The 19,947-nt window shown below is 74.1% G+C and carries 19 protein-coding genes; 12 read left to right on the forward strand and 7 right to left on the reverse strand.

Annotated elements, in window-relative coordinates:
* Nucleotides 1–111: 111 nt before the first annotated feature.
* On the reverse strand, nt 112–405 hold the full coding sequence (locus tag AB0I11_RS31995; protein WP_357329235.1) for an antibiotic biosynthesis monooxygenase: 294 nt from the start codon (nt 403–405) through the stop codon (nt 112–114).
* A gap of 101 nt (nt 406–506) precedes the next feature.
* On the opposite strand from AB0I11_RS31995, the gene pnuC reads away from it, so the two are divergent.
* The 3 genes from pnuC (at nt 507) to AB0I11_RS32010 (ending at nt 3,605) form a co-directional block, all read left to right on the forward strand.
* Nucleotides 507–1,160, forward strand: coding sequence for a nicotinamide riboside transporter PnuC (gene pnuC / locus AB0I11_RS32000; RefSeq protein ID WP_357329237.1), 654 nt, complete (start codon nt 507–509; stop codon nt 1,158–1,160).
* Nucleotides 1,157–2,275 (forward strand): AAA family ATPase, encoded by a 1,119-nt coding sequence (locus AB0I11_RS32005; protein WP_357329239.1) that lies wholly within the window; start codon nt 1,157–1,159, stop codon nt 2,273–2,275. Before pnuC ends, AB0I11_RS32005 begins: the two co-directional genes overlap by 4 nt.
* Nucleotides 2,276–2,606: 331 nt before the next feature.
* Entirely contained in the window at nt 2,607–3,605 is a 999-nt protein-coding gene (locus AB0I11_RS32010) for a TerC family protein (RefSeq protein ID WP_357329241.1), read from the forward strand.
* Between the two features lie 134 nt (nt 3,606–3,739).
* Here AB0I11_RS32010 and AB0I11_RS32015 read toward each other — a convergent pair whose 3' ends face one another.
* Nucleotides 3,740–4,663 carry a C40 family peptidase gene (locus AB0I11_RS32015; RefSeq protein WP_357329243.1) on the reverse strand — a complete coding sequence of 308 codons (924 nt, stop codon included), beginning with the start codon at nt 4,661–4,663 and terminating at the stop codon, nt 3,740–3,742.
* A 51-nt stretch (nt 4,664–4,714) separates the two neighbouring features.
* Entirely contained in the window at nt 4,715–5,812 is a 1,098-nt protein-coding gene (locus AB0I11_RS32020) for a dipeptide epimerase (protein ID WP_357329245.1), read from the reverse strand.
* Between the two features lie 44 nt (nt 5,813–5,856).
* Between AB0I11_RS32020 and AB0I11_RS32025 the strand changes: the two genes are divergently transcribed.
* Nucleotides 5,857–6,654, forward strand: a complete 798-nt coding sequence (locus AB0I11_RS32025; RefSeq protein ID WP_357329247.1) for a tyrosine-protein phosphatase — start codon at nt 5,857–5,859, stop codon at nt 6,652–6,654.
* Between the two features lie 25 nt (nt 6,655–6,679).
* On the opposite strand, the gene AB0I11_RS32030 is transcribed toward AB0I11_RS32025, so the two are convergent.
* Nucleotides 6,680–7,540: a serine hydrolase gene (locus AB0I11_RS32030; protein WP_357329249.1), complete on the reverse strand. Its 861-nt coding sequence runs from the start codon at nt 7,538–7,540 to the stop codon at nt 6,680–6,682.
* Between the two features lie 72 nt (nt 7,541–7,612).
* On the opposite strand from AB0I11_RS32030, the gene AB0I11_RS32035 reads away from it, so the two are divergent.
* On the forward strand, nt 7,613–8,278 hold the full coding sequence (locus tag AB0I11_RS32035; protein ID WP_357329251.1) for a methyltransferase domain-containing protein: 666 nt from the start codon (nt 7,613–7,615) through the stop codon (nt 8,276–8,278).
* 95 nt (nt 8,279–8,373) lie between these two features.
* Here the strand turns inward: AB0I11_RS32035 and typA are convergent, their stop codons facing one another.
* On the reverse strand, nt 8,374–10,242 hold the full coding sequence (gene typA / locus AB0I11_RS32040; protein ID WP_357329254.1) for a translational GTPase TypA: 1,869 nt from the start codon (nt 10,240–10,242) through the stop codon (nt 8,374–8,376).
* A gap of 131 nt (nt 10,243–10,373) precedes the next feature.
* Here typA and AB0I11_RS32045 point away from each other — a divergent pair, with 131 nt between their 5' ends.
* Nucleotides 10,374–11,819, forward strand: coding sequence for a DedA family protein (locus AB0I11_RS32045; protein ID WP_357329256.1), 1,446 nt, complete (start codon nt 10,374–10,376; stop codon nt 11,817–11,819).
* A gap of 175 nt (nt 11,820–11,994) precedes the next feature.
* Here AB0I11_RS32045 and AB0I11_RS32050 read toward each other — a convergent pair whose 3' ends face one another.
* Nucleotides 11,995–14,130, reverse strand: coding sequence for an MMPL family transporter (locus AB0I11_RS32050; RefSeq protein WP_357329258.1), 2,136 nt, complete (start codon nt 14,128–14,130; stop codon nt 11,995–11,997).
* Between the two features lie 137 nt (nt 14,131–14,267).
* Here AB0I11_RS32050 and AB0I11_RS32055 point away from each other — a divergent pair, with 137 nt between their 5' ends.
* The 4 genes from AB0I11_RS32055 (at nt 14,268) to AB0I11_RS32070 (ending at nt 18,011) form a co-directional block, all read left to right on the forward strand.
* The gene (locus tag AB0I11_RS32055; RefSeq protein ID WP_357329271.1) at nt 14,268–14,798 is read left to right on the forward strand and encodes a MarR family transcriptional regulator; all 531 of its coding nucleotides are present in this window, start codon (nt 14,268–14,270) and stop codon (nt 14,796–14,798) included.
* A 397-nt stretch (nt 14,799–15,195) separates the two neighbouring features.
* A complete protein-coding gene (locus AB0I11_RS32060; RefSeq protein WP_357329260.1) occupies nt 15,196–16,065 on the forward strand; it encodes a hypothetical protein in 870 nt (289 codons plus the stop codon).
* 102 nt (nt 16,066–16,167) lie between these two features.
* Complete coding sequence (locus AB0I11_RS32065; protein ID WP_357329262.1) at nt 16,168–16,743, forward strand: helix-turn-helix domain-containing protein; 576 nt, start codon at nt 16,168–16,170, stop codon at nt 16,741–16,743.
* The gene (locus tag AB0I11_RS32070; RefSeq protein ID WP_357329264.1) at nt 16,740–18,011 is read left to right on the forward strand and encodes an MFS transporter; all 1,272 of its coding nucleotides are present in this window, start codon (nt 16,740–16,742) and stop codon (nt 18,009–18,011) included. Before AB0I11_RS32065 ends, AB0I11_RS32070 begins: the two co-directional genes overlap by 4 nt.
* 50 nt (nt 18,012–18,061) lie before the next feature.
* Here AB0I11_RS32070 and AB0I11_RS32075 read toward each other — a convergent pair whose 3' ends face one another.
* Complete coding sequence (locus AB0I11_RS32075; protein ID WP_013287480.1) at nt 18,062–18,265, reverse strand: cold-shock protein; 204 nt, start codon at nt 18,263–18,265, stop codon at nt 18,062–18,064.
* A 178-nt stretch (nt 18,266–18,443) separates the two neighbouring features.
* Between AB0I11_RS32075 and AB0I11_RS32080 the strand changes: the two genes are divergently transcribed.
* Both AB0I11_RS32080 and AB0I11_RS32085 read left to right on the forward strand, forming a co-directional pair.
* Nucleotides 18,444–19,118, forward strand: a complete 675-nt coding sequence (locus AB0I11_RS32080) for a 50S ribosomal protein L11 methyltransferase (protein WP_357329267.1) — start codon at nt 18,444–18,446, stop codon at nt 19,116–19,118.
* Between the two features lie 93 nt (nt 19,119–19,211).
* Nucleotides 19,212–19,835 carry a VTT domain-containing protein gene (locus tag AB0I11_RS32085; protein WP_357329269.1) on the forward strand — a complete coding sequence of 208 codons (624 nt, stop codon included), beginning with the start codon at nt 19,212–19,214 and terminating at the stop codon, nt 19,833–19,835.
* The last annotated feature ends 112 nt before the right edge of the window (nt 19,836–19,947 follow it).

Consider the following 19,947-nt stretch of genomic DNA (forward strand, 5'->3'; position numbering starts at 1 on the left):
AAGAGGGTATCCAGGTCTTGCGTCACAACATGATCTTGGATGCCCTCTCTTCATGCCCAGACATCGACCCCTGACTTCGGAACTACTCGTCTAGGTCAGCGGTACGACACTTCAGGCCGGTACGTCGGTGAAGTGCTCGACCAGCGGCGGGTTGGCGAAGTGCGGTCCGATCAGCTCCCGCCACCGGATGAACCGTTCGGTCTGCCGGAAGTTGATCTCGTGCGCCGCCACCGCGTCCCACTCCACCAGCAGCACGAACCGGGACGGCGACTCCACGCCGCGGGTCATCCGCACCGAGCGGCACCCCTCGGCGCCGCTGAGGATCGGACGCGCCTGCGCGTACGCGGCGGCGAAGGCGTCCTCGTGTCCGGGAATCACATCGATCAGCGCGACCTCTAGAACCATGTCCGGCAGCCTTGCACGGCCGCCTTCGCGCGGTGCCACGCGGGGCTGGTCCGTCCCACCGCGTCCCTCTAGGGTGGGCGCGCGGGACAGGGGGAGGACAGATGCTCGACTGGCTCACCGCCACGGCGTTCACCGTGGCGGGAACCGGCACCACTTGGGCGGAGCTGCTCGGCTTCGGCACCGGCGTGGTCAACGTCTGGCTGGTGGCGCGGCAGCACATCGCCAACTGGCCGATCGGCATCGCCAACGTGCTGCTGCTGATGGTGCTCTTCTGGACCGCCGGCCTGTACGCCGACGCCGGCCTGCAGATCGTCTACGTCCTGCTCGGCCTCTACGGCTGGTGGCACTGGCTCTTCGGCGGCCAGCGGCGCAGTCGACTGGTCGTGGCACGCACCGGGCGGCGCGAGTGGTGGGTGCTCGCCGTCGCCGGTGTGCTGCTCACCGGCGGACTCTGGGTGCTGCTGGACCGGGCCACCGACTCGACCGTGCCGCTGGCCGACGCGCTCACCACCGCGCTGTCGCTGCTGGCCACCTACGGCCAGACCCGCAAGCTGGTGGAGAGCTGGTGGCTGTGGATCGCCGCGGATCTGATCTACATCCCGCTCTACGCGTACAAGGGACTCTGGCTGACCGGCGGGCTGTACCTGATCTTCCTGGCGCTCTGCGTGCTCGGGCTGCGGGCCTGGCGGGCTGACCTGCGCCGGCGGTCGGCGGCGACCCTGCTGCCGCCCGGTCCCGCCCCGGTGGCGGCGTGAGCGGACCGGACCGACGCCGGCCGGAGTTCCGGCACGGGATGGTGGTCGGCAAGTTCTACCCGCCGCACGCCGGGCACCACGCGCTGATCGAGGCGGCCGCCGCCCGGTGCGCGGCCGTCACCGTGGTGGTGGCCCCGTCCCGCCGGGAGTCGATCCCGTTGGCCGAGCGCGTCGAGTGGCTGCGCGAGGCGCACGCCGGCACCCCGTGGGTCCGGGTGGTCGGCCGGTACGACGACCACCCCGTCGACTACGCCGACCCGGCCGTGTGGGATCTGCACTGCGCGGTCTTCGCCGACGCGCTCGGCGGGGCGCCGGTGGACGCGGTCTTCTCCTCCGAGGCGTACGGCGCCGAACTGGCCCGCCGCTTCGGCGCGGTGCCGGTCTGCGTGGACCCGGAGCGGCGTACTGTGCCGGTCTCCGGCACCGCGGTGCGCGCGGACCCGGCGGCGCACTGGCGCTGGCTGAGCCCGGCGGTGCGCGGGTGGCTGGTCCGGCGGGTCGTGGTGGTGGGCGCGGAGTCCACCGGCACCACGACGATGGCCGCGGCGCTCGCCGCCCACTACGGCACCGGCTGGGTCCCCGAGTACGGCCGCGAGCTGACCGCCCGCAAGCTCGCCGAGCTGCGCCGCGACCGGCCGGGGGCGACCGTGTTCGACGTGGTCTGGGACCGGGCGGACTTCGCCGAGGTGGTCCGCGAGCAGCAGGCGGCCGAGGACGCCGCGGCCCGGGTGAGCGGCCCGCTGCTGTTCTGCGACACCGACGCCCGGGCCACCGCGATCTGGGAGGAGCGCTACCTCGGCTCGTCCTCGGCGCCGGTCCGGGCGGCCGCCCGCCGGCCCGCGCTCTACCTGCTGACCGATCACGTGGGCGTGCCGTTCGACGACGACGGGCTGCGCGACGGGGAGCACCTGCGGGCCTGGATGACCGGGCGGTTCCGGGCGGAGCTGGCCGGCTGCGGGGTGCCGGTGGTGGAGCTGCACGGGTCGCACGAGGCGCGGCTGGCCACCGCGGTCGCCGCCTGCGACGCCCTGCTGGCCGCCGGCTGGTCCTTCGCCGACCCGCTGCTGCCGCCTGAGCAGGCCGTCCCCGCCGCCGGACCGGCCCGCCACCCATAACACCTAGCCCCCTAGGACACCGTACGCGACGTGGCGTTGCGCACACCGGAACCTGACCTTCTCGCCAATACCGACCCCTGGAGATGCGGTGCCTGGGGCGGATGGTGAACAATGGCGGCCGAGGAGGGGAGTATTCCCTCGCGACGGAGTCGTCAGCACGGAAGAGCGCCGGATCCTCGGCAGCCCGACCCGGCTCCGTCGGTCAGCGGCCCGGCACCTCGGGGCGATGGCGGAAGAGACCTCCGACAGTCACCAGAGTCAGCGTCGACGCACCCCGGCCACCCACCCGGCGTACGGTGTGCCCGACGCTGTGTGTCTGCCGGAGGATGGATTGAACGTGTCCGCACTGGTGTGGGCCGGAACCCTGGTCGTGATGACCGCGGTCCTGCTCGCTGACCTGCTCATCATCGGTCGGCGCCCGCACGAGCCCAGCGTCCGTGAGTCGAGCCTCTGGGTCGGCTTCTACGTGGCCCTGGCCCTGCTCTTCGGCGCCGGGCTCTGGCTCACCTCGGGGCCGAGCATCGCCGGCCAGTTCTACACCGGGTGGCTCACCGAGTACAGCCTCTCGGTGGACAACCTCTTCGTCTTCGTGATCATCATGGGCCGCTTCGGGGTGCCCCGGCAGTACCAGCAGAAGGTGCTCCTCATCGGCATCCTGCTGGCGCTGGTGATGCGGGGCGGCTTCATCGCCGCGGGCGCGGCGCTGATCTCCCAGTTCTCCTGGGTCTTCTACATCTTCGGCGCCTTCCTCATCTACACCGCGGTCAACCTGGCCCGGCAGGGGGAGCCGGACGAGGGCGAGTTCAGCGAGAACCTGCTGATCCGGTGGAGCCGCAAGGCGCTGCCGCTGTCCCGGGACTTCGACGGGGCACGGATGACCACCCACGAGAACGGCCGCCGGCTGTTCACCCCGATGCTGATCGTGATGATCGCGATCGGCACCACCGACCTGATCTTCGCGCTGGACTCGATCCCGGCGATCTTCGGTATCACCCAGGAGCCGTACCTGGTCTTCACCGCGAACGTCTTCGCGCTGATGGGGCTCCGGCAGCTCTACTTCCTGCTCGGCGGCCTGCTGGACCGGCTGATCTACCTCAGCTACGGCCTGGCCGTGGTGCTCGGCTTCATCGGGGTCAAGCTGGTCCTGGAGGCGCTCGCCGACAACAACCTGCCGTTCGTCAACGGCGGCCGGCACGTGGCCTGGGCCCCGCACATCCCGATCTGGCTGTCGCTCACGGTCATCCTGGGCACCCTGGCCGTCGCCACCGCGGCGAGCCTGGTCAAGTCCTCCCGGGACCGGCGCCGCGAGTTGGCCGGCACCCGGCGCTGACGGGCCGGTCGGGCGGGCAGCACCGGCCTCGGCCTGCCGGGCGGGCAGCGCCGGTCGGGCGGCAGCGCCGGTCGGGCGGCAGGGCGGACCCGCCGGCAGGGCCGGGACGGGACGGGGAGCGTGCGGCCAGGGGGTCAGACCCGGTGCGCGCCGACCAGGGTGGCGAGCCGGTCCTCGGGGAGTTGCTCCTCGAGGACCCGGCGCTGCCGGTAGCAGGCGTGCAGCATGCGTCGACGGTCGCCGTGCGGCTCGGCGGTGACGATCCCGACGTGGTGGATCCGCCGGCCGGGCCGGGCGAAGAAGTAGAGGTCGCCGGGGCGCTCCTCGTCCAGCGCCAGCGGCGTGGTCGCCTCGGCCTGGTCGTCGGCGTCGCGGGGCAGCGTCACCCCGTACCGCCGCCAGGCGAGGTTGACCAGGCCGGAGCAGTCGATGCCGTCCGGGGAGAGCCCGCCCCAGACGTAGCGGAGGTCGCGCAGCCGCTCCGCGACGGCCAGGACCTCCTTGGCCTCCGGCCGCTCGGTGGGCAGCGGGACCAGGTCCCCCTCGGGGGCCCAGAGCGGCTCGGAACGACCGGGTACATGGACCGGACGCCACCCGTCCGCCGCCCGTCCGGCCGGGGCGAGGCGGGTGCCGAGCACGACGTCGCGCAGCACCACCGCGCCGTCGGGAGCGGCGCGCAGCGTGGTGCGGGTGGCGTCGACCACCAGCGGTACGCCCGCGGGCGCCGCCGGGGCCGGCGCGCTCAGCTGCCCGACGGGCAGCCAGCCGGGGTAGCCGCGGCGGTCGAGCTTGGCGGCGGGCTGCTCGGCGGCGACCACGTGTGCCCAGCCGTCGGCGCGCAGGTCGGTGACGAGCACCCGCTCGCCGAGCAGCAGCTGGCTGAGCACGCAGTCGCCGACCTGCTGGTCGCGGTCCATCCCGGCGACCCAGGCGGCGATGTCCGGCGCGTCGGTCAGGGCGGGCCCGTCGACCGGCCGGACCGCCTCGGGTGCGGCCCAGAGGGTCGCCACCGGGACCCGGACGACGGCCTCGTGGCCCGGCTGCAGCTCCACGTCCACCCCCAGCTCGTGCTTCCCGCCCCGCGACCCTATGAAAAATTCCAACGCCACTCAACCATGGCGCTGAACTTTTACTTCACTCACGTTCGCGATGCCCAGCCCGGGGGCGTCCGGGAGCACCACGGTCGAGCCGTCGTACCGGATGCCGCCGGTGACCGGCGACCAGGCCAGCCACCAGGCGGCGTCGAGGTCCGAGACGGCGCTGGTGCCGTACGCGGCCACCAGGCTCGCCGCGGCGCCCACCCCCACCTGGCTCTCCATCATCGACCCGACGATGGTGCCCATGCCGTGCGCGGTGGCCAGGTCGAGCAGCGCCCGGGCGGTGTGCAGGCCGCCGCTCTTGGCCAGCTTGACGTTGACCATGTCGGCGGCCCGGCGGCGGATCACCTCCACCAGGTCACGCAGGTCGAAGACCGACTCGTCGGCGAGGATCGGCAGGTCGACCCGGTCGCTGACCCAGGCCAACCCGTCCAGGTCGCGGCGGTGCACCGGCTGCTCGACCAGCTCCACGTCGAGCCCGGCGTCCTCGATGCCGCGGATCACCCGGACCGCCTCGCGGGGCGTCCAGCCCTGGTTGGCGTCGAGCCGGATCCGCACGTCCGGGCCGACCGCGGAGCGGACCGCCCGCACCCGGTCCAGGTCGCCCCGGGCGTCCGTGCCGACCTTCAGTTTCAGCACGGTGAAGCCCTCCGCGCGGCGCTGCTTCGCCGCCGCGGCCAGGTCCACCGCGTCGCCGGCGGCGAGCGTGACGTCGGTCGGCACGCGCAGCGCGGTGCCGCCGAGCAGGCGCACCAGGGGTACGCCGAGCCGCCGCGCCGCCAGGTCGTGCAGGGCGACGTCGACGGCCGCCTTGGCGGACTCGTTGCCGGCCACCGTGCGGCGCACCTCGGCGCAACGGGCCTGCAGGTCGTCGGCGTCCCGGCCGGTCAGCGCGGGCCCCAGCAGCTCCCGCACGCACGCCTCGGCGCCGGCGATCGACGCCCCGGTCACCTGCCACACCTGCGGGGCCTCGCCGAACCCGGACCGCCCGTCGCTGTCCACCACCTCGACGACCAGGGTGTCCACCGTGGTGGTGCGGCGCAGCGCGGTGACGAACGGGGTGTGTAAGGGGGCCGAGAGCCGGTGGGTGCGTACCGCGGCGATCGTCATGTGCGGCACCCTATACGCAGAGAGCCGGCGACAGGGGAGGGCCGATGGCGGTACGGGACTGGGAGCTGGTGGGCGCGCCAAACGCCCGTGACCTGGGTGGGCTGCCCGCGGCGGACGGCCGGCGGGTGCGCGCCGGGCGGCTGCTGCGCAGCGCCGCGCTGGGCCGGCTCACCGACGAGGACCTGCCGGTGCTGGGCAAGCTGGCTCCGGCGTGCGTGGTCGACCTGCGGCACGCCGGCGAGCAGCGGCTCGCCCCGCCGGACCGGCTGGTCGGTGAGCCCCGGGTGGTGCACCTGCCGGTGTACGACCCGGCGCACCCGGTCTTCACCTACGTCTCGGCGGTGCTGCTCGGACACGACGTGGACGCGTACGAGGAGTTGGCCCGGGAGGGCATGCCGGCGGCGATGGCGGCGATCTACCGGTGGTTCGTCACCGGGGAGTCGGCGCGGGCCGGGTTCGGGGCGGCGGTCCGGCTGGCCGCCGAGGCGGAGAACCTGCCGCTGCTGTTCCACTGCTCGGCCGGCAAGGACCGCACCGGGTGGCTGGCGGTGGTGCTGCTCACCGCGCTCGGGGTGGACGAGGCGGTGATCCGGGCCGACTACCTGCGGCACAACGAGCTGACCGAGAGCCTGCGCGAGGTGCTGCTGGCCGCGATGAGCCGGCGCCGGCCGGAGCTGGACCCGGCCGCGGCGCGCCCGATGCTGGAGGTGCGGCCGGAGTACCTGGACGCCGCGTACGACGAGGTGCGGCGGGCGTACGGGTCGTTCGGGGCGTACCTGCGTGACGGGTTGGGCCTGACCGACGACGTGCTCGCGGCGCTGCGGGCGAACCTGCTCGACTGAGCGCCGTCGCCGGTCGGTCCGGCGGTCAGAGTTCGTGCCGGGACTGCCACACCCGGGCCGAGATGCCGGCGATGAGCCGGCAGGCGTCGTCCTCGGCCTCCTCGCCGGTGGGCCCGCCGTCGGCCAGTTCGGTGGTGGTGCAGACGACGATCGCGTACGGCGGGGCGTCGTCGGGGAAGACCACCCCGGCCCCGTGCCGGACCCCGCGCACCCAGCCGTTCTTGTGCGCGATCCGGGTGCCCTCGGGCAGGCCGGCGGCGAGGTCCTCGCGGTGCTCCTGGGCGAAGAGGACCTCCAGCATGGACGCGCAGCCGGCCGGGGAGGCGAACGGGCCCGGCCGGTGCGCCCCGAGGGCCAGCTCGCCGAGGAGCGCGGCCAGGTCGGCGGCGGTGACCAGGTTGTCGATCCCGGCGTCCCGGGCGGCGAAGTCCTCGATGCCGCGGCCGGTCAGGCTGTGCCGGGCGCCGGCCAGCGCCCACGCCTCGGCCACCGCCGGCAGCCCGACCTGGGCCAGGCAGATGTTCGTGGCCAGGTTGCTGGACCGGACGATCATGCGTTCGGCGAGCCAGCGGGTGGATGCCGTGCCGCCGACCCGCGCCCAGACCGCGTCGTCGTTGTCGTAGTGCTGGGCGTTGGCGTACCGGGGCGTGCCGGGCAGCGCGGAGTCGAACGCGTTGCGCACCGGGATCGGCTGGTCCAGGTCGAGCCGGCCGGCCTCGGCGGCGCGGTGCAGCGCCACCAGCACGGCGACCTTCATGGTGCTCGCCGCGTAGTGGGTGGCGTCGGGCAGCCGGGTCCAGGTGGGTGCCGCGTCCAGCCGCCCCACGTACGCGGAGACGGTGCCGGGCACGCTGTCCAGGTGCGCGTCGAGATCATCCCAGGTCATGCCGGTGACCGTAGCGGATCTTCGGGGCGCGCGGGGCTGCGGTCCCCGGCGCGTGCGGTCTAGCGTGCGCAGATGACGATCGCTGCGTACGACGCCATCGCCGACTGGTACGACGACTACGTCACGACCGCCGCCGCCGACTACGGCGACCGGGTCCGGTCGGCGCTGGCCGAGCTGCTGGGGCCGGGTGCCGGGCGCTGCCTCGACCTGTGCTGCGGCACCGGGGCGCACGCCGCCGAGCTGCGCCGGCTGGGCTGGCGGCCGGTCGGGGTGGATCTGTCGGCCGGCCAGTTGCGGCATGCCCGGGCGCGGCTGCCGGTGGCCCGGGGCGACGCCACCTCGCTGCCCGTGGCGGACGGTTCGCTGCCGGCGGTGGCCTGCGTGCTGGCCCACACCGACATGCCGGACTACCCGGCGACGATCCGTGAGGCGGCCCGGGTGCTGGCGCCCGGCGGGCGGCTGGTCCACGTCGGTGTGCACCCGTGCTTCGTCGGTGCGTTCGCCGACCGTTCCGAGCCGGGCCGGGCCGTGATCGACGGCGGGTACGCCGAGCGGGACCGCAGCTTCCGGTCCTGGAACAGCACCGGGGTACGCGCCCGGGTCGGCGCCTGGCACCTGCCGCTGGCCGACCTGCTCAACGCGGTCACCGACGCCGGGCTGGCGCTGACCGCCGTCCGGGAATCGGGCCCCGGCCCGCTCCCCGACATCCTGGCCCTCCAAGCCAGCAAACCCGCCTGACCGGCCCCCTCGTGGGGAGCCCTTCGTGGGGAGCGGGCCCGGAAAAGGCGGGAGCCCGGTCCGCTCAGGCGGACCGGGCTCCCGGGGGCTGTGGGTCAGCCGGCGTGCTTGCGGCGGGCCGCCATCCGGCCGCGCTGGGTCTGGTCCAGCACCACCTTGCGGATCCGCACCGCGGCCGGGGTCACCTCGACGCACTCGTCCTCGCGGCAGAACTCGAGGGCCTGCTCCAGCGACAGCTTGCGCGGCGGGATCAGCTTCTCGGTCTCGTCCGAGGTCGACGCGCGCATGTTGGTGAGCTTCTTCTCCTTGGTGATGTTGACGTCCATGTCGTCGGAGCGGGAGTTCTCCCCGACGATCATGCCCTCGTACACCTCGGTGGTCGGCTCGACGAAGAGCTGGCCGCGCTCCTGCAGATTGATCATGGCGAACGAGGTCACCGCGCCGGCCCGGTCGGCGACCAGGGAGCCGTTCTGGCGGGTGCGCAGCTCGCCGAACCACGGCTCGTACGACTCGAAGACGTGGTGCAGGATGCCGGTGCCGCGGGTGTCGGTGAGGAACTCGGTGCGGAAGCCGATCAGGCCGCGCGCCGGGACCAGCCACTCCATCCGGATCCAGCCGGTGCCGTGGTTGACCAGCTGCTCCATCCGGCCCTTGCGGGTCGCCAGGAGCTGGGTGATCGCGCCCAGGTACTCCTCGGGCGCGTCGATGGTCAGCCGCTCGACCGGCTCGCAGGTCTTCCCGTCGATCTCCTTGGTGACCACCTGCGGCTTGCCGACGGTCAGCTCGTAGGACTCGCGGCGCATCTGCTCGACCAGGATGGCCAGGGCCAGCTCGCCGCGGCCCTGCACCTCCCAGGCGTCCGGCCGCTCGGTCGGCAGCACCCGCAGCGACACGTTGCCGACCAGCTCCTTGTCGAGCCGATCCTTGACCATCCGGGCGGTGACCTTGGCGCCCTTGACCCGGCCGACCAGCGGCGAGGTGTTGGTGCCGATGGTCATCGAGATGGCCGGCTCGTCGACGGTGATCAGCGGCAGCGGGACCGGGTTCTCGGCGTCGGCCAGGGTCTCGCCGATCATGATCTCCGGGATGCCGGCCACGGCGATGATGTCGCCCGGGCCGGCGCTGTCGGCCGGCTTGCGCTCCAGGCCCTCGGTCATCAGCAGCTCGGAGATGCGGACCCGCTGGGTGTTGCCGTCGGTGCGGCACCAGGCCACGGTCTGGCCCTTGCTGATCGTGCCCTGGCGGACCCGGCACAGCGCCAGCCGGCCCAGGAACGGCGAGGCGTCGAGGTTGGTGACGTGCGCCTGCAGCGGCGCGTCCTCCTCGAACGCGGGCGGCGGGATGGTGTCCAGCAGGGTGCGGAACAGCGGCTCCAGGCTGTGGCTGTCGTCGGGCACCGAGCCGTCGGCGGGCTGGGTCAGCGAGGCGATGCCGTCGCGGGCGCAGGCGTAGACGATCGGGAAGTCGATCTGCTCCTCGTCGGCGTCCAGGTCGAGGAAGAGCTCGTAGGTGTCGTCCACGACCTCCTTGATCCGGGCGTCCGGCCGGTCCACCTTGTTGATCACCAGGATGATCGGCATCCGGGCCTTGAGGGCCTTGCGGAGCACGAAGCGGGTCTGCGGCAGCGGTCCCTCGCTGGCGTCGACCAGCAGCACCACCCCGTCGACCATGGTCAGGCCGCGCTCGACCTCACCACCGAAGTCGGCGTGGCCGGGGGTGTCGATGATGTTGATGGTGACCGGGTCGGAGCCGTCCGCCGGCAGGTACCGCACGCCGGTGTTCTTGGCCAGGATGGTGATGCCCTTTTCCCGCTCGAGGTCCATCGAGTCCATGACCCGTTCGGTGTCCTCACCGCGGGCGCCGTAGGCGCCGGCCTGCCGCAACATGGCGTCGACCAGGGTCGTCTTGCCGTGGTCGACGTGGGCGATGATGGCGACGTTGCGGAGGTCGGTGCGTAGCTGCATACCCTCCATACTCCTGTCTGCGGTTGCCGGGGCACGCCTCGGGGTGACCCCGAGATGGCCCGGATCTCTGGCGAAACTGCTGTCCCGACCGTTGCAGCGACTGGCATGCTGGCTCCCGTGCGGGGGACCGGATGCCTGACCTGCTGAGCTGGCTACAAGGCCTGCCGGCCCTGCTGATCTACCTGGTCGCCGCGACGATCGTCGCGGGGGAGACCGCGGTGATCTTCGGACTGCTGGTGCCGGGCGAGGCGACCCTGCTGCTGGTCGGCTTCCTAGCCTACGCGGGGACGCTGCGGATTATTCCGGCGCTGCTGGCCATGACGGCGGCGGCCGTGATCGGAGACACACTCGCCTTCCGGGCCGGCCGGCGGTACGGGCCACGGTTGCGCGCCTCGGGCCTGGGCGCCCGGGTGGGCCCGCACCGCTGGCGGCGGGCCGACTCGCTGCTCGAGCGGCTCGGCGGGCGGGGCGTGCTGGCCGCCCGGTGGGTGGCCTTCGCCCGGACGCTCGCGCCGCGGCTGGCCGGGGCGGCCGGGCTGCCGTACCGGCGGTTCGCGCCGTGGAACCTGGCCGGGGTGGTGAGCTGGGTCGGCGCCTCGGTGCTGGTCGGCTACGCCGCCGGGGAGTCCTACGAGCAGGTCTCCCGGCTGCTGGGTCGGGCCACCGGCGCGGTGCTGGTGCTGCTGCTCTGCCTGACCGCCGTGGTGCTGGCCGGGCGCTGGCTGGGCCGCAACCCGGACCCGGCGCGCGCGCTGGCCGCCCGGGCCGCCGCCCTGCCGCCGCTGCGCTGGCTGCGAGCCCGGTACGGGGTGCTGTTCTTCCTGGTCGTCATGCGGGTCGGGCCGGCCTGGACGCTGCTGCTGAGCCTCGCCGCCGGGCTGCTGCTGCTCTTCGCGGCGGGGCTGGCCATCGCCGCGGTGCTGGAGGCGGTGGTCCGGCACAGCGGGCTCGGCGTGCTGGACGGCCTGCTGGCCGAGTGGTTCGCCGCCCGGCGTACCCCCGGGGTGGCCAACGCGGCGCTGGCCGTGGTGTCGGTGCTGCGCGGGTCGTTCCTGATCCTCGCGGTGGCTCTGGTCGCCGCGGTGCTGGCCTGGCGGCACCGGCCCTGGCGGGCCGATCCGCTCAGCGTGGTCGGCACGGCGGGGGCGTTCGTGCCGCTGGTGGTGCTGGCCGTGGTCGCCGACCTGACCGGTCCGGGCGGCCCGGCGGCGACCGCGGAGTACCTCCCCGGGCAGAACGCGGTGGTGACCGCGAGCTTCGGCACGCTGGCCTGGCTGCTGTCCCGGGGCGCCCGCTGGCCGGTGGCGGTGGCGGTGTGGACGGCCGCCCTGGCCGGCGTCGTCGCGGTCGGCGGCGCCCGGCTCTATCTGGGCCTGAGCACGGCCAGCGGTACGGCCACCTCGGTGCTGCTCGGGGCGGCCTGGGTGACCGTGTTCGTGGTGGCCTGGGCCACCCGGGACGGGGCGCTCGACGGCGCCGCGCCGTCGTCCAGCCCGGGCCAGGGGAGCCACCCGCCGCGCCCGCGCCGCTCCCGACCGGCCTCCCGCGCCCGCCGGGGCGGCGTCGACCCCGGGTGACGCCCGCCGGCCTGGGTGACGCCCGCCGGCCGGGCCGACCCCGAGTTGCGGCATGTCGGTGTTTCCCGACCCGTTGAGGGGCCGCTTCGCGGCAACTCGGGTGCGCAGGCAGACCGTGGGCCGGCTGGCCCGAGGCGGGGGCCCGGTGGTCGTCCACCGGGCCCCCGCCGCCTGGTCAGTCCCGGGCACCGACCGGCTCGGCGGGCGCCGGGGGCGTGCCGGCCGGGGCGTCGGGCTCGCGGGCGATCCGGCCCGGCCACCAGAACCGGTCGCCGAGCAGGAAGGCCAGCGCCGGGACCAGCACCGTGCGGACCAGCAGGGTGTCCAGCAGCACGCCGACGCAGACGATGATCCCGATCTGGGTGAGGGTGAGCAACGGCAGCACGCCGAGCACGGCGAAGACCGCCGCGAGCAGCACCCCGGCGCTGGTGATCACCCCGCCGGTGACCCGCAGCGCGGAGAGCATCCCGTCCCGGGTGCCGGTCCGGCGGGCGTCCTCCCGGGCCCGGGTGACCAGGAAGATGTTGTAGTCCACCCCGAGCGCCACCAGGAAGACGAAGGCGAGCAGCAGCACCCCGCTGTCCAGCGCCGGGAAGCCGAGCACGTGGTCGAAGATCAGCCACGCGGCGCCCAGGCTGGCGAAGAACGAGGCGATCACGGTGAGCACCAGCAGGACCGGGGCGACCAGGCCGCGGAGCAGCAGCACCAGCACCGCCCCGACCAGCAGCAGGATGATCGGCAGGATGAGCCGCAGATCGTTGGTGTTCGCCCGCTCCGAGTCGTAGCTGGCGGCGACCGTACCGCCGACCAGCGCGCCGTCCGGGCGGTCCGCGCCGGCCACCGCCGGCGGCGCCGAGTCCGGCACCGCGGCGACCGCGTCCCGCAGCGCCGTCACGGACCGGTCGGCGGCGGCCGTGCCCGGCTCGGCGGTCAGCACCACGTCGATCTGGGCGACCCGGTCCCCGGTGGCGCCCGGCCGGGCGGAGGCGACCCCGTCGACCGCGCCGGCGGCGGCCAGCACGGCCGGGGCCGCGCCCGGGTTGGTGAGCACGGCCAGCGGCTGGGTGGCGCCGGCCGGGAAGGCCCGGGCGAGGGTCTCCGCACCGGCGACCGCCTCCGGCTTCACCCGGAACTGCTCGGTCTCGGACAGGCCGGTGCGGATGCCGAGACCGCCGAGGGCCAGGCCGGCGAGGACCAGCGTGGCCACCACCGCGACCGGCGCCGGCCGGCGGATCACCGCCGCGCCCAGCCGGCCCCAGAGCCGGCCCTCGCGGGCCGGGCTGCCGACCCGGGGTACGAAGGGCCAGAACAGCCCCCGGCCGAAGAGCACCAGCGCGGCCGGAAGGACGAACAGCGCGGAGAGCATGGCGAACACCACGCCGGTGGCGCAGGCCAGCGCGAGCGCGCGGTTCGTCTCCTGCTCGGACAGCAGCAGGGTGAGCACGCCGAGCACGACGGTGCCGCCGCTGGCCAGGATCGGCTCGGCGGTCCGGCGCAGCGCGGCCCGCATGGCGGTGAACCGGTTCTCCTCGCGGCGCAGTTCCTCCCGGTAACGGGCGATCAGCAGCAGGGCGTAGTCGGTGGCGGCACCGAAGACCAGGACGCTGGCGATGCCGGTGACCTGGCCGTCCTGCAGGTGGATGCCGAGCGCCGGCACGAGGCTGTCGACCGCGCGCAGGGTGACCTGTTCGGTGGCGGCGACCACCAGCAGCGGCACGATCCAGAGGAACGGGCTGCGGTAGGTGAGCAGCAGCAGCACCGCCACGACGGCGGCGGTGACCGCGAGCAGGGTGATGTCCGCACCGTCGAAGACCTGGGCGAGGTCGGTGGTGAAGGCGGGCGCCCCGGTCACCTGGACGGTCAGCGCGTCGGGCAGGTCGGCCAGCGCCTCGCGCACCGAGGTCACCTCGTCGACCAGGGCGTCCCGACCGCCGGCGGCGGACAGGGGTACGGCCACCAGCGCCACGGTGCCGTCGGGGGAGAACTGGGCGGGTGCGACCCGGCCCCCGGCGGCGAGCCCGCCCAGGGTGGCCGACGCGCCGTCGAGGGCGGCCCGGTCGGACTCTGACAGCGGCGCCCGGTCGGCCCGGGAGACCACCACGATCGCCGGCTGGACGTCGCTCGCCGGCAGCTGCTCCTGGAGGCGCTCGACCTGGGTCGACTGCCACTGCACGGAGAGGCCGGTGGCGGAGACCGGGGCGGGGTTGTCGGGCCGGGGCAGGCCGAAGACGAGCGCGCTGACGACGAGCGCGGCGGCCACGGTGAGCCAGGCGGCCAGCCGGCCCCGGGCGACGCGGGTGAACAGAGACATCGGGGTGCCCTCACGTGATCGTGTGCCGGGTTACTCGGTGACCTAGTATCTTGACAACCGAGATTATCCGCCGGGGTTCTATGCTGCAACCGGACCAGTCGGACAGGGGGCGGCAGCGAGACGTGGCAGCGCAGAGCATGTACCGGCGGCGGGACGACCGGCGCGCCCGGATGATCGCGGACATCACCAACGACCTGCGGCGCTACGCGGCGGACGCCCAGCACGTCGGGCACGCGTTCGCCGGCCTGCACGGGCTCAACGCCACCGACCTGCAGGCCCTCATCGCCGTGATGGACGCCGAACTGGTCGGCGACCCGATCACCCCCGGCCGGCTCGGCGAGCGGTTGAACCTCTCCTCCGGCTCGGTGACCGCGCTGATCGACCGCCTCGAGCGGGCCGGGCACATCCGCCGGGACCGGGACACCGCCGACCGACGCAAGGTGTTCCTGCGCTACGCCGACCAGGGCGCGGAACTGGCTCGCCGCTTCTTCGCCCCGCTCGGGCGCCGCAACGACCAGGTGATGGCCCGGTTCAGCGACGAGGAACTGGAGACCGTGCACCGGTTCATGGCCGAGATGGTGACCTCGATGCGCGAGCACCGGAACGCGATGCGCGCCGCCCGGGGCGAGCCGCCGAAGCGCGCCGCGGACGCCGGGGCGGCGGACTGACCGTCGGCCACGGACGCGGGGCGGCGGACCGGGCGGCGGGCCGAGGGTTCGCCGTGAGCGCCGCAGCGACGGACCGGGCGTCGGTCGGGAGATCCACCCGGCGGCGTCGCCGGACCACCGGACGTTGTCGTAACTCTGCGTGCTGGATCGCCCGGGATGCCAGGAAATCGTGAGTGTCCTTCGTGGCTGGTGCCGCGGCGGGTCGAGGCACCGTCCACAGCCGCCCCATAGTTCCAGATAGTGCCTCTGACCTGGGCATTTAGCCAGCGGCATGGATATTCTCGGTGCAAGTGCCCGGCGCTGTGCATCCTCCCGACCGGACGTGTCCCCGCGTCGGTTGCCTCACGGGCAGTGATTGCCGTGTCCGGTCGGTGAACGATCCGGAAGGCGGTTCCGTATGACCACAGCCCCACCGAATCTCCTGGCCGTCCGCAACCTGCTACTCACCCACCTCAACATCGACAAGGGCGCCGTGCGCGCCGTGGACCTCGAACCCGCCGAGGTCGGCATCGTCGGCGACGCCGGCCACCGCGGTGGTTACCACTGTGGCTCCGACCGGGTGGTGGCCCGGGACTACTCCGTCGTGGAGTCCACCCGGGACTCCTCCGGGCTCACCCTGTACGCGTCCGCGCTGGACGTCGGCGAGTTCACCGTGAAGTCCGGCGGTGCCACCCACAACCTGCGCACCTTCTCCACCTGGTGCGTCGCCCAGTGCGTGGCCGGCGCGGCCGGCACCGGGGACCTCAGGGAGATCATCTACTCGCCGGACGGCCGGACCGTGCGGCGGTGGGACCGGCTGGGCAAGCGCAGCACCGGCGACTCCAGCCATCTCTTCCACACCCACTTCAGCTTCTTCCGCGACTCCACCAAGGCGGGCCGGGACCAGACCCCGCTGTTCCGCCGCTACCTCACCACCATCGGGCTACTGGAGGACGACGACATGAGCGCAAAGGCCGAGGAGCAGATCAAGAACATCTACACCGGCATGTTCTACGGCGGCTCGAGCATGGGTCGCAGCGTCGACCCGGACGGCTCCGGCCCCCGTACCAGCAGCAACAGCCTGGTCGCCAAGATCGACTACCTGATGCTCCGGGTGGACGCGCTCGCCGCGCAGGTGACCGCGCTGTCCGGCAAGGACTTCACCGACGAGCAGGCGATCGTCAACGGGGTGCTGGCCGGCCTGCCGCCGGAGAAGATCGCCGCCGCCATCCCGCCGCAGATGGCCAAGGACGTGGCCGACGAGTTGGCCCGGCGGATGGTGGCCTGATCCGCCGCCGGTGCGGTGGCACGGTCCCCACCGCACCGGTCGCGGGCGAGATAAACGCAAGAGCTATTGCGCAATAACTCTTGCACATGGCAGGGTCGCGGCATGGAACGGAACGACGTCCGACAGGTCACCGACTCGCGAGTGCTCGCCGCGCTCGCCCATCCGCTGCGCCGCCGGCTCATGGACGTCCTCAAGGTGTACGGCCCGTGCACCGTCGGCATGCTCGCCGAGCGCACCGACCAGGCGCCGGCGAACGTGAGCCACCACCTCAAGGTGCTCGCCGCCGCCGACCTGCTGCTCGAGGCGCCCGAGCTGGCCCGCGACCGGCGGGAACGCTGGTGGCGGCTGCGTGACCGCGGGGTGCGCTGGTCCAGCAGCGACTTCGCCGACGACCCGGCGGCCCGGGTGGTGGTCGACGCCGCCAGCTCGCTGAACCTGGAACGGCACGCCGAACTGGTCCGCGCCTGGCACGCGGCCCCCGACGAGGCCCACGCCGCGTGGGGCGAAGGGCCGTTCAGCACCGACAAGTGGTTGCGTCTGACGCCGGACGAGCTGGCCGAACTCAGCCGCGAGGTGATCGCGCTGTTCGCCCGGTGGGCCGACCGGCCGGTGCCCGACGACGGGCAGCGCCGCGAGCCGGTCTTCCTGTTCGCCCACGGCGTCCCGGGCCGGCCGTGACCACCGCGCCGGCCCGCGGGTCCGCGTCGGCGACGCGCGGCGGGCTGTTCCGGCACCGCGACTTCCGGCTGCTCTGGACCGGTCACACGGTGAGCGCCGTGGGCAGCAACATGACCACAGTGGCGCTGCCGCTGGTCGCGGTCGCGGTGCTCGATGCCACCACGTTCCAGGTGGCGGTGCTCACCGCCGCGGCCTGGTTGCCCTGGCTGCTGGCCGGTCTGCCGGTCGGGGCGTGGGTCGACCGGGTCCGCCGTCGCCCGGTGATGATCGCCGCCGACCTCGCCGCCGCGGCGCTGTTCGCCAGCGTGCCGGTGGCCGCCCTGGCCGGGCTACTGACCGTCGCGCACCTGCTGATCGTGGCGCTCGGCGCCGGCCTGGCCCGGGTCTTCTTCGAAACCGCCGACCAGGTCTACCTGCCCACGCTGCTGCGTCCCGAGCAGGTGCCCGAGGCCAACGCCCGGCTGCACGCCACGCAGACGGCGAGCTACCTCGTCGGGCCCGGACTCGCCGGCCTGATCGCCCAGCTCGTCGGCGCGGTGACCGCTGTCGCGCTGGACGCGCTCAGCTTCCTGCTGTCCGCGTTGTGCGTGCGTCGCATCCGCGCCGTCGAGCCCCGGCCGGACCGTCCCGGCGGGACGACGTCGCTGCGCCGCGAGGTCGCCGCCGGGCTGCGGTTCGTCGTCCGCGACCCGTACCTGCGGGTGCTGACGGTCTTCGGGGCGGCGAGCAACATCGGGCTCACCGGCTACCAGGCGGTGTTCGTGGTGTTCCTGGTCCGCTCGGCCGACCTCCCGGCGGGCCTGGTCGGCCTCCTGATCGGTCTCGCCAGCCTCGGCGGCGTGATCGGCGCCGCGCTCGCCGCACGCCTGGCCCACCGGCTCGGCAGCGCCCGTACGCTGCTGCTCGCCGGTGCCCTCACCGGCCCGCCCGCGCTGTTCATCCCGCTGGCCGGACCCGGCGCACGCACGGCGTGGCTGGTGCTCGGCGGCGTGCTGGTGAGCCTGGGCGTCGCGGTGGGCAACGTGATCAAGGGCAGCTTCCGGCAGACGTACACCCCGCACCGACTGCTCGGCCGGGTGACGGTGAGCATGCAGCTGCTCAACTACGGCACGATCCCGGCCGCGGCCGTGCTGGCCGGCGCGCTGGGCGCGGTGTGGGGGCCGGCCGGGGCGATCCGGATGATGACCGCCTGGCTGGCGCTGACCCCGCTGATCCTGCTGGCCGGGCCGCTGCGGCGACGTCGTGACCTGCCGGCCGCCCCGGCGTGAGGATGCGCTGCGGCGGCGGTCGGCATCCGACCGCCGCCACCGGCACGTAGCTACATCGGACGGACGTTGTCCGCCTGCGGGCCCTTCTGGCCCTGGGTCACCTCGAACTCGACCTTCTGGCCCTCGTTCAGCTCGCGGTAGCCGCTGGATTGAATGGCCGAGTAGTGGACGAACACGTCCGGACCTCCGCCGTCCTGCTCGATGAAGCCGAAGCCCTTTTCCGAGTTGAACCACTTGACCGTGCCGGTTGCCATGCGTCTCTCCCTGTTCAATGCGGGGGAGCACCGGTCGCTGCCGGTGATCGCCCTGTGCTGTCCCGACAGTAACCGCCCGGACGGGGATCCGCTGCCGGAAGTGCCCGGGCGCGCCCACGAATACGTCGTCGGCGGGAAATCCCTCCGCCCGGGGCCGGTGCGGGGCATGCTTGCCCCGATGAGCACACGGACGGCGCTGGCCGACCTGGAACGGGAGATCGCGGGCGATGGTGGCGGCCTGGACGGTCTCCGGCTGGTCGACACCCCGTTCGTGCCGGAGGTGCGGCTGCACCTGGCCGAGGACGCCATCCTCTGGTGGGCCCGGATGGAGGCGGCGGCCGGCCGGTCGCTGCCGCCGCCCTACTGGGCGTCCGTCTGGGCCGGCGGGCAGGCGATCGCCCGGCACCTGCTCGACCACCCCCAGCTGGTCACCGGGCGGCGGGTGCTCGACCTGGCCGCCGGATCCGGGCTGGTCGCCATCGCCGCCGCGCTCGCCGGCGCCGAGCTGGTGGTCGCCAACGACGTCGACCCGTACGCGGTGGCGGCCGTGACCGTCAACGCGCGGGCCAACCGGGTGAGCGTCGCCGCCACCGGCGGCGACCTGCTGGACGGCACCGCCGACGTCGACCTGGTGGTGGCCGGTGACGTGTTCTACGACGCGGCGCTGGCCGCCCGGGTGCTGCCGTTCCTCCAGCGGTCCGCCGCGCGCGGCGCGCAGGTGCTGGTCGGCGATCCGGACCGGGGACACCTGCCGGCGGACGGGCTGGAGGTGGTGGCCAGCTACCGGGTGCCCACCACCGAACCCGCGGTCGACTCCCCGGTCCGCCGGGTCCAGGTGCTGCGACCGCACTGAGTGGACCGGGGGTCGACCCCGAGGGTGGAGTCAGGGTCGGGTGGGGGATCGGGCCGGATGTGCCGGGTGCGTCGCGGCCGTAGCGTTCCACCCGTGATCGATCTACTGGCCCACCTCGGAGAGTTGCCCGTCGAGTCGCTGATGGCGGCTCTCGGCCTGGTCATGCTCGCCGACGCCGTACCGCTGGTCGGGGTGCTGGTGCCCGGTGACGCGGCGGTCCTCGCCGCGGTGGGGGCGGGCCGGCCGTCGACCGCGGTGGCCACCGTGGTGACGGTGGTGCTGGGCTGCCTGGCCGGCTGGTCGCTGAGCTTCCTGGCCGGGCGGCGCTGGGGGGCGGCGCTGCGGGGCAGCCGGCTGGGCGGCTGGATCGGCGAGTCCCGGTGGGCCGCGGCGGAGGCGGTGCTGCGCCGCGGCGGCGGCCGGATGGTGCTGGTCGCGCCGTTCCTGCCGGTGTTCAACGCGCTGCTGCCGCTGGCCGCCGGCGGGCTGCGGATGTCGTACCCGAGGTTCCTGGCCGCGGCCGCGGCCGGGGCGACCCTCTGGGCGGGCCTCTACGTGGGGCTCGGCACCGCGGCCCGGGCGGTGGCGGCGCTGCTGCCCGGCGCGCCCAGCCCGACGCTGCTCACCATGCTGGTCGGGCTGCTGCTCGCCGGGGCGTTGCTCTACGGCGCGCGGCGCCCGCTGCGCGCGCTGACCGGGGTGGGGTCGGCGAGCTGACCGTCCGGGGGGGCCGGCGCCCGACCGGCCTCGGCGTTGTTGCCGTCGAGCCGGACGACGAGCGGCTTGGTGACCTGCTCGCCCCGCTGCTCGAGCAGGGCCAGCGCCTGCA

It is taken from the genome of Micromonospora sp. NPDC050495 (genome assembly GCF_040655175.1).
Classification (GTDB): domain Bacteria; phylum Actinomycetota; class Actinomycetes; order Mycobacteriales; family Micromonosporaceae; genus Micromonospora.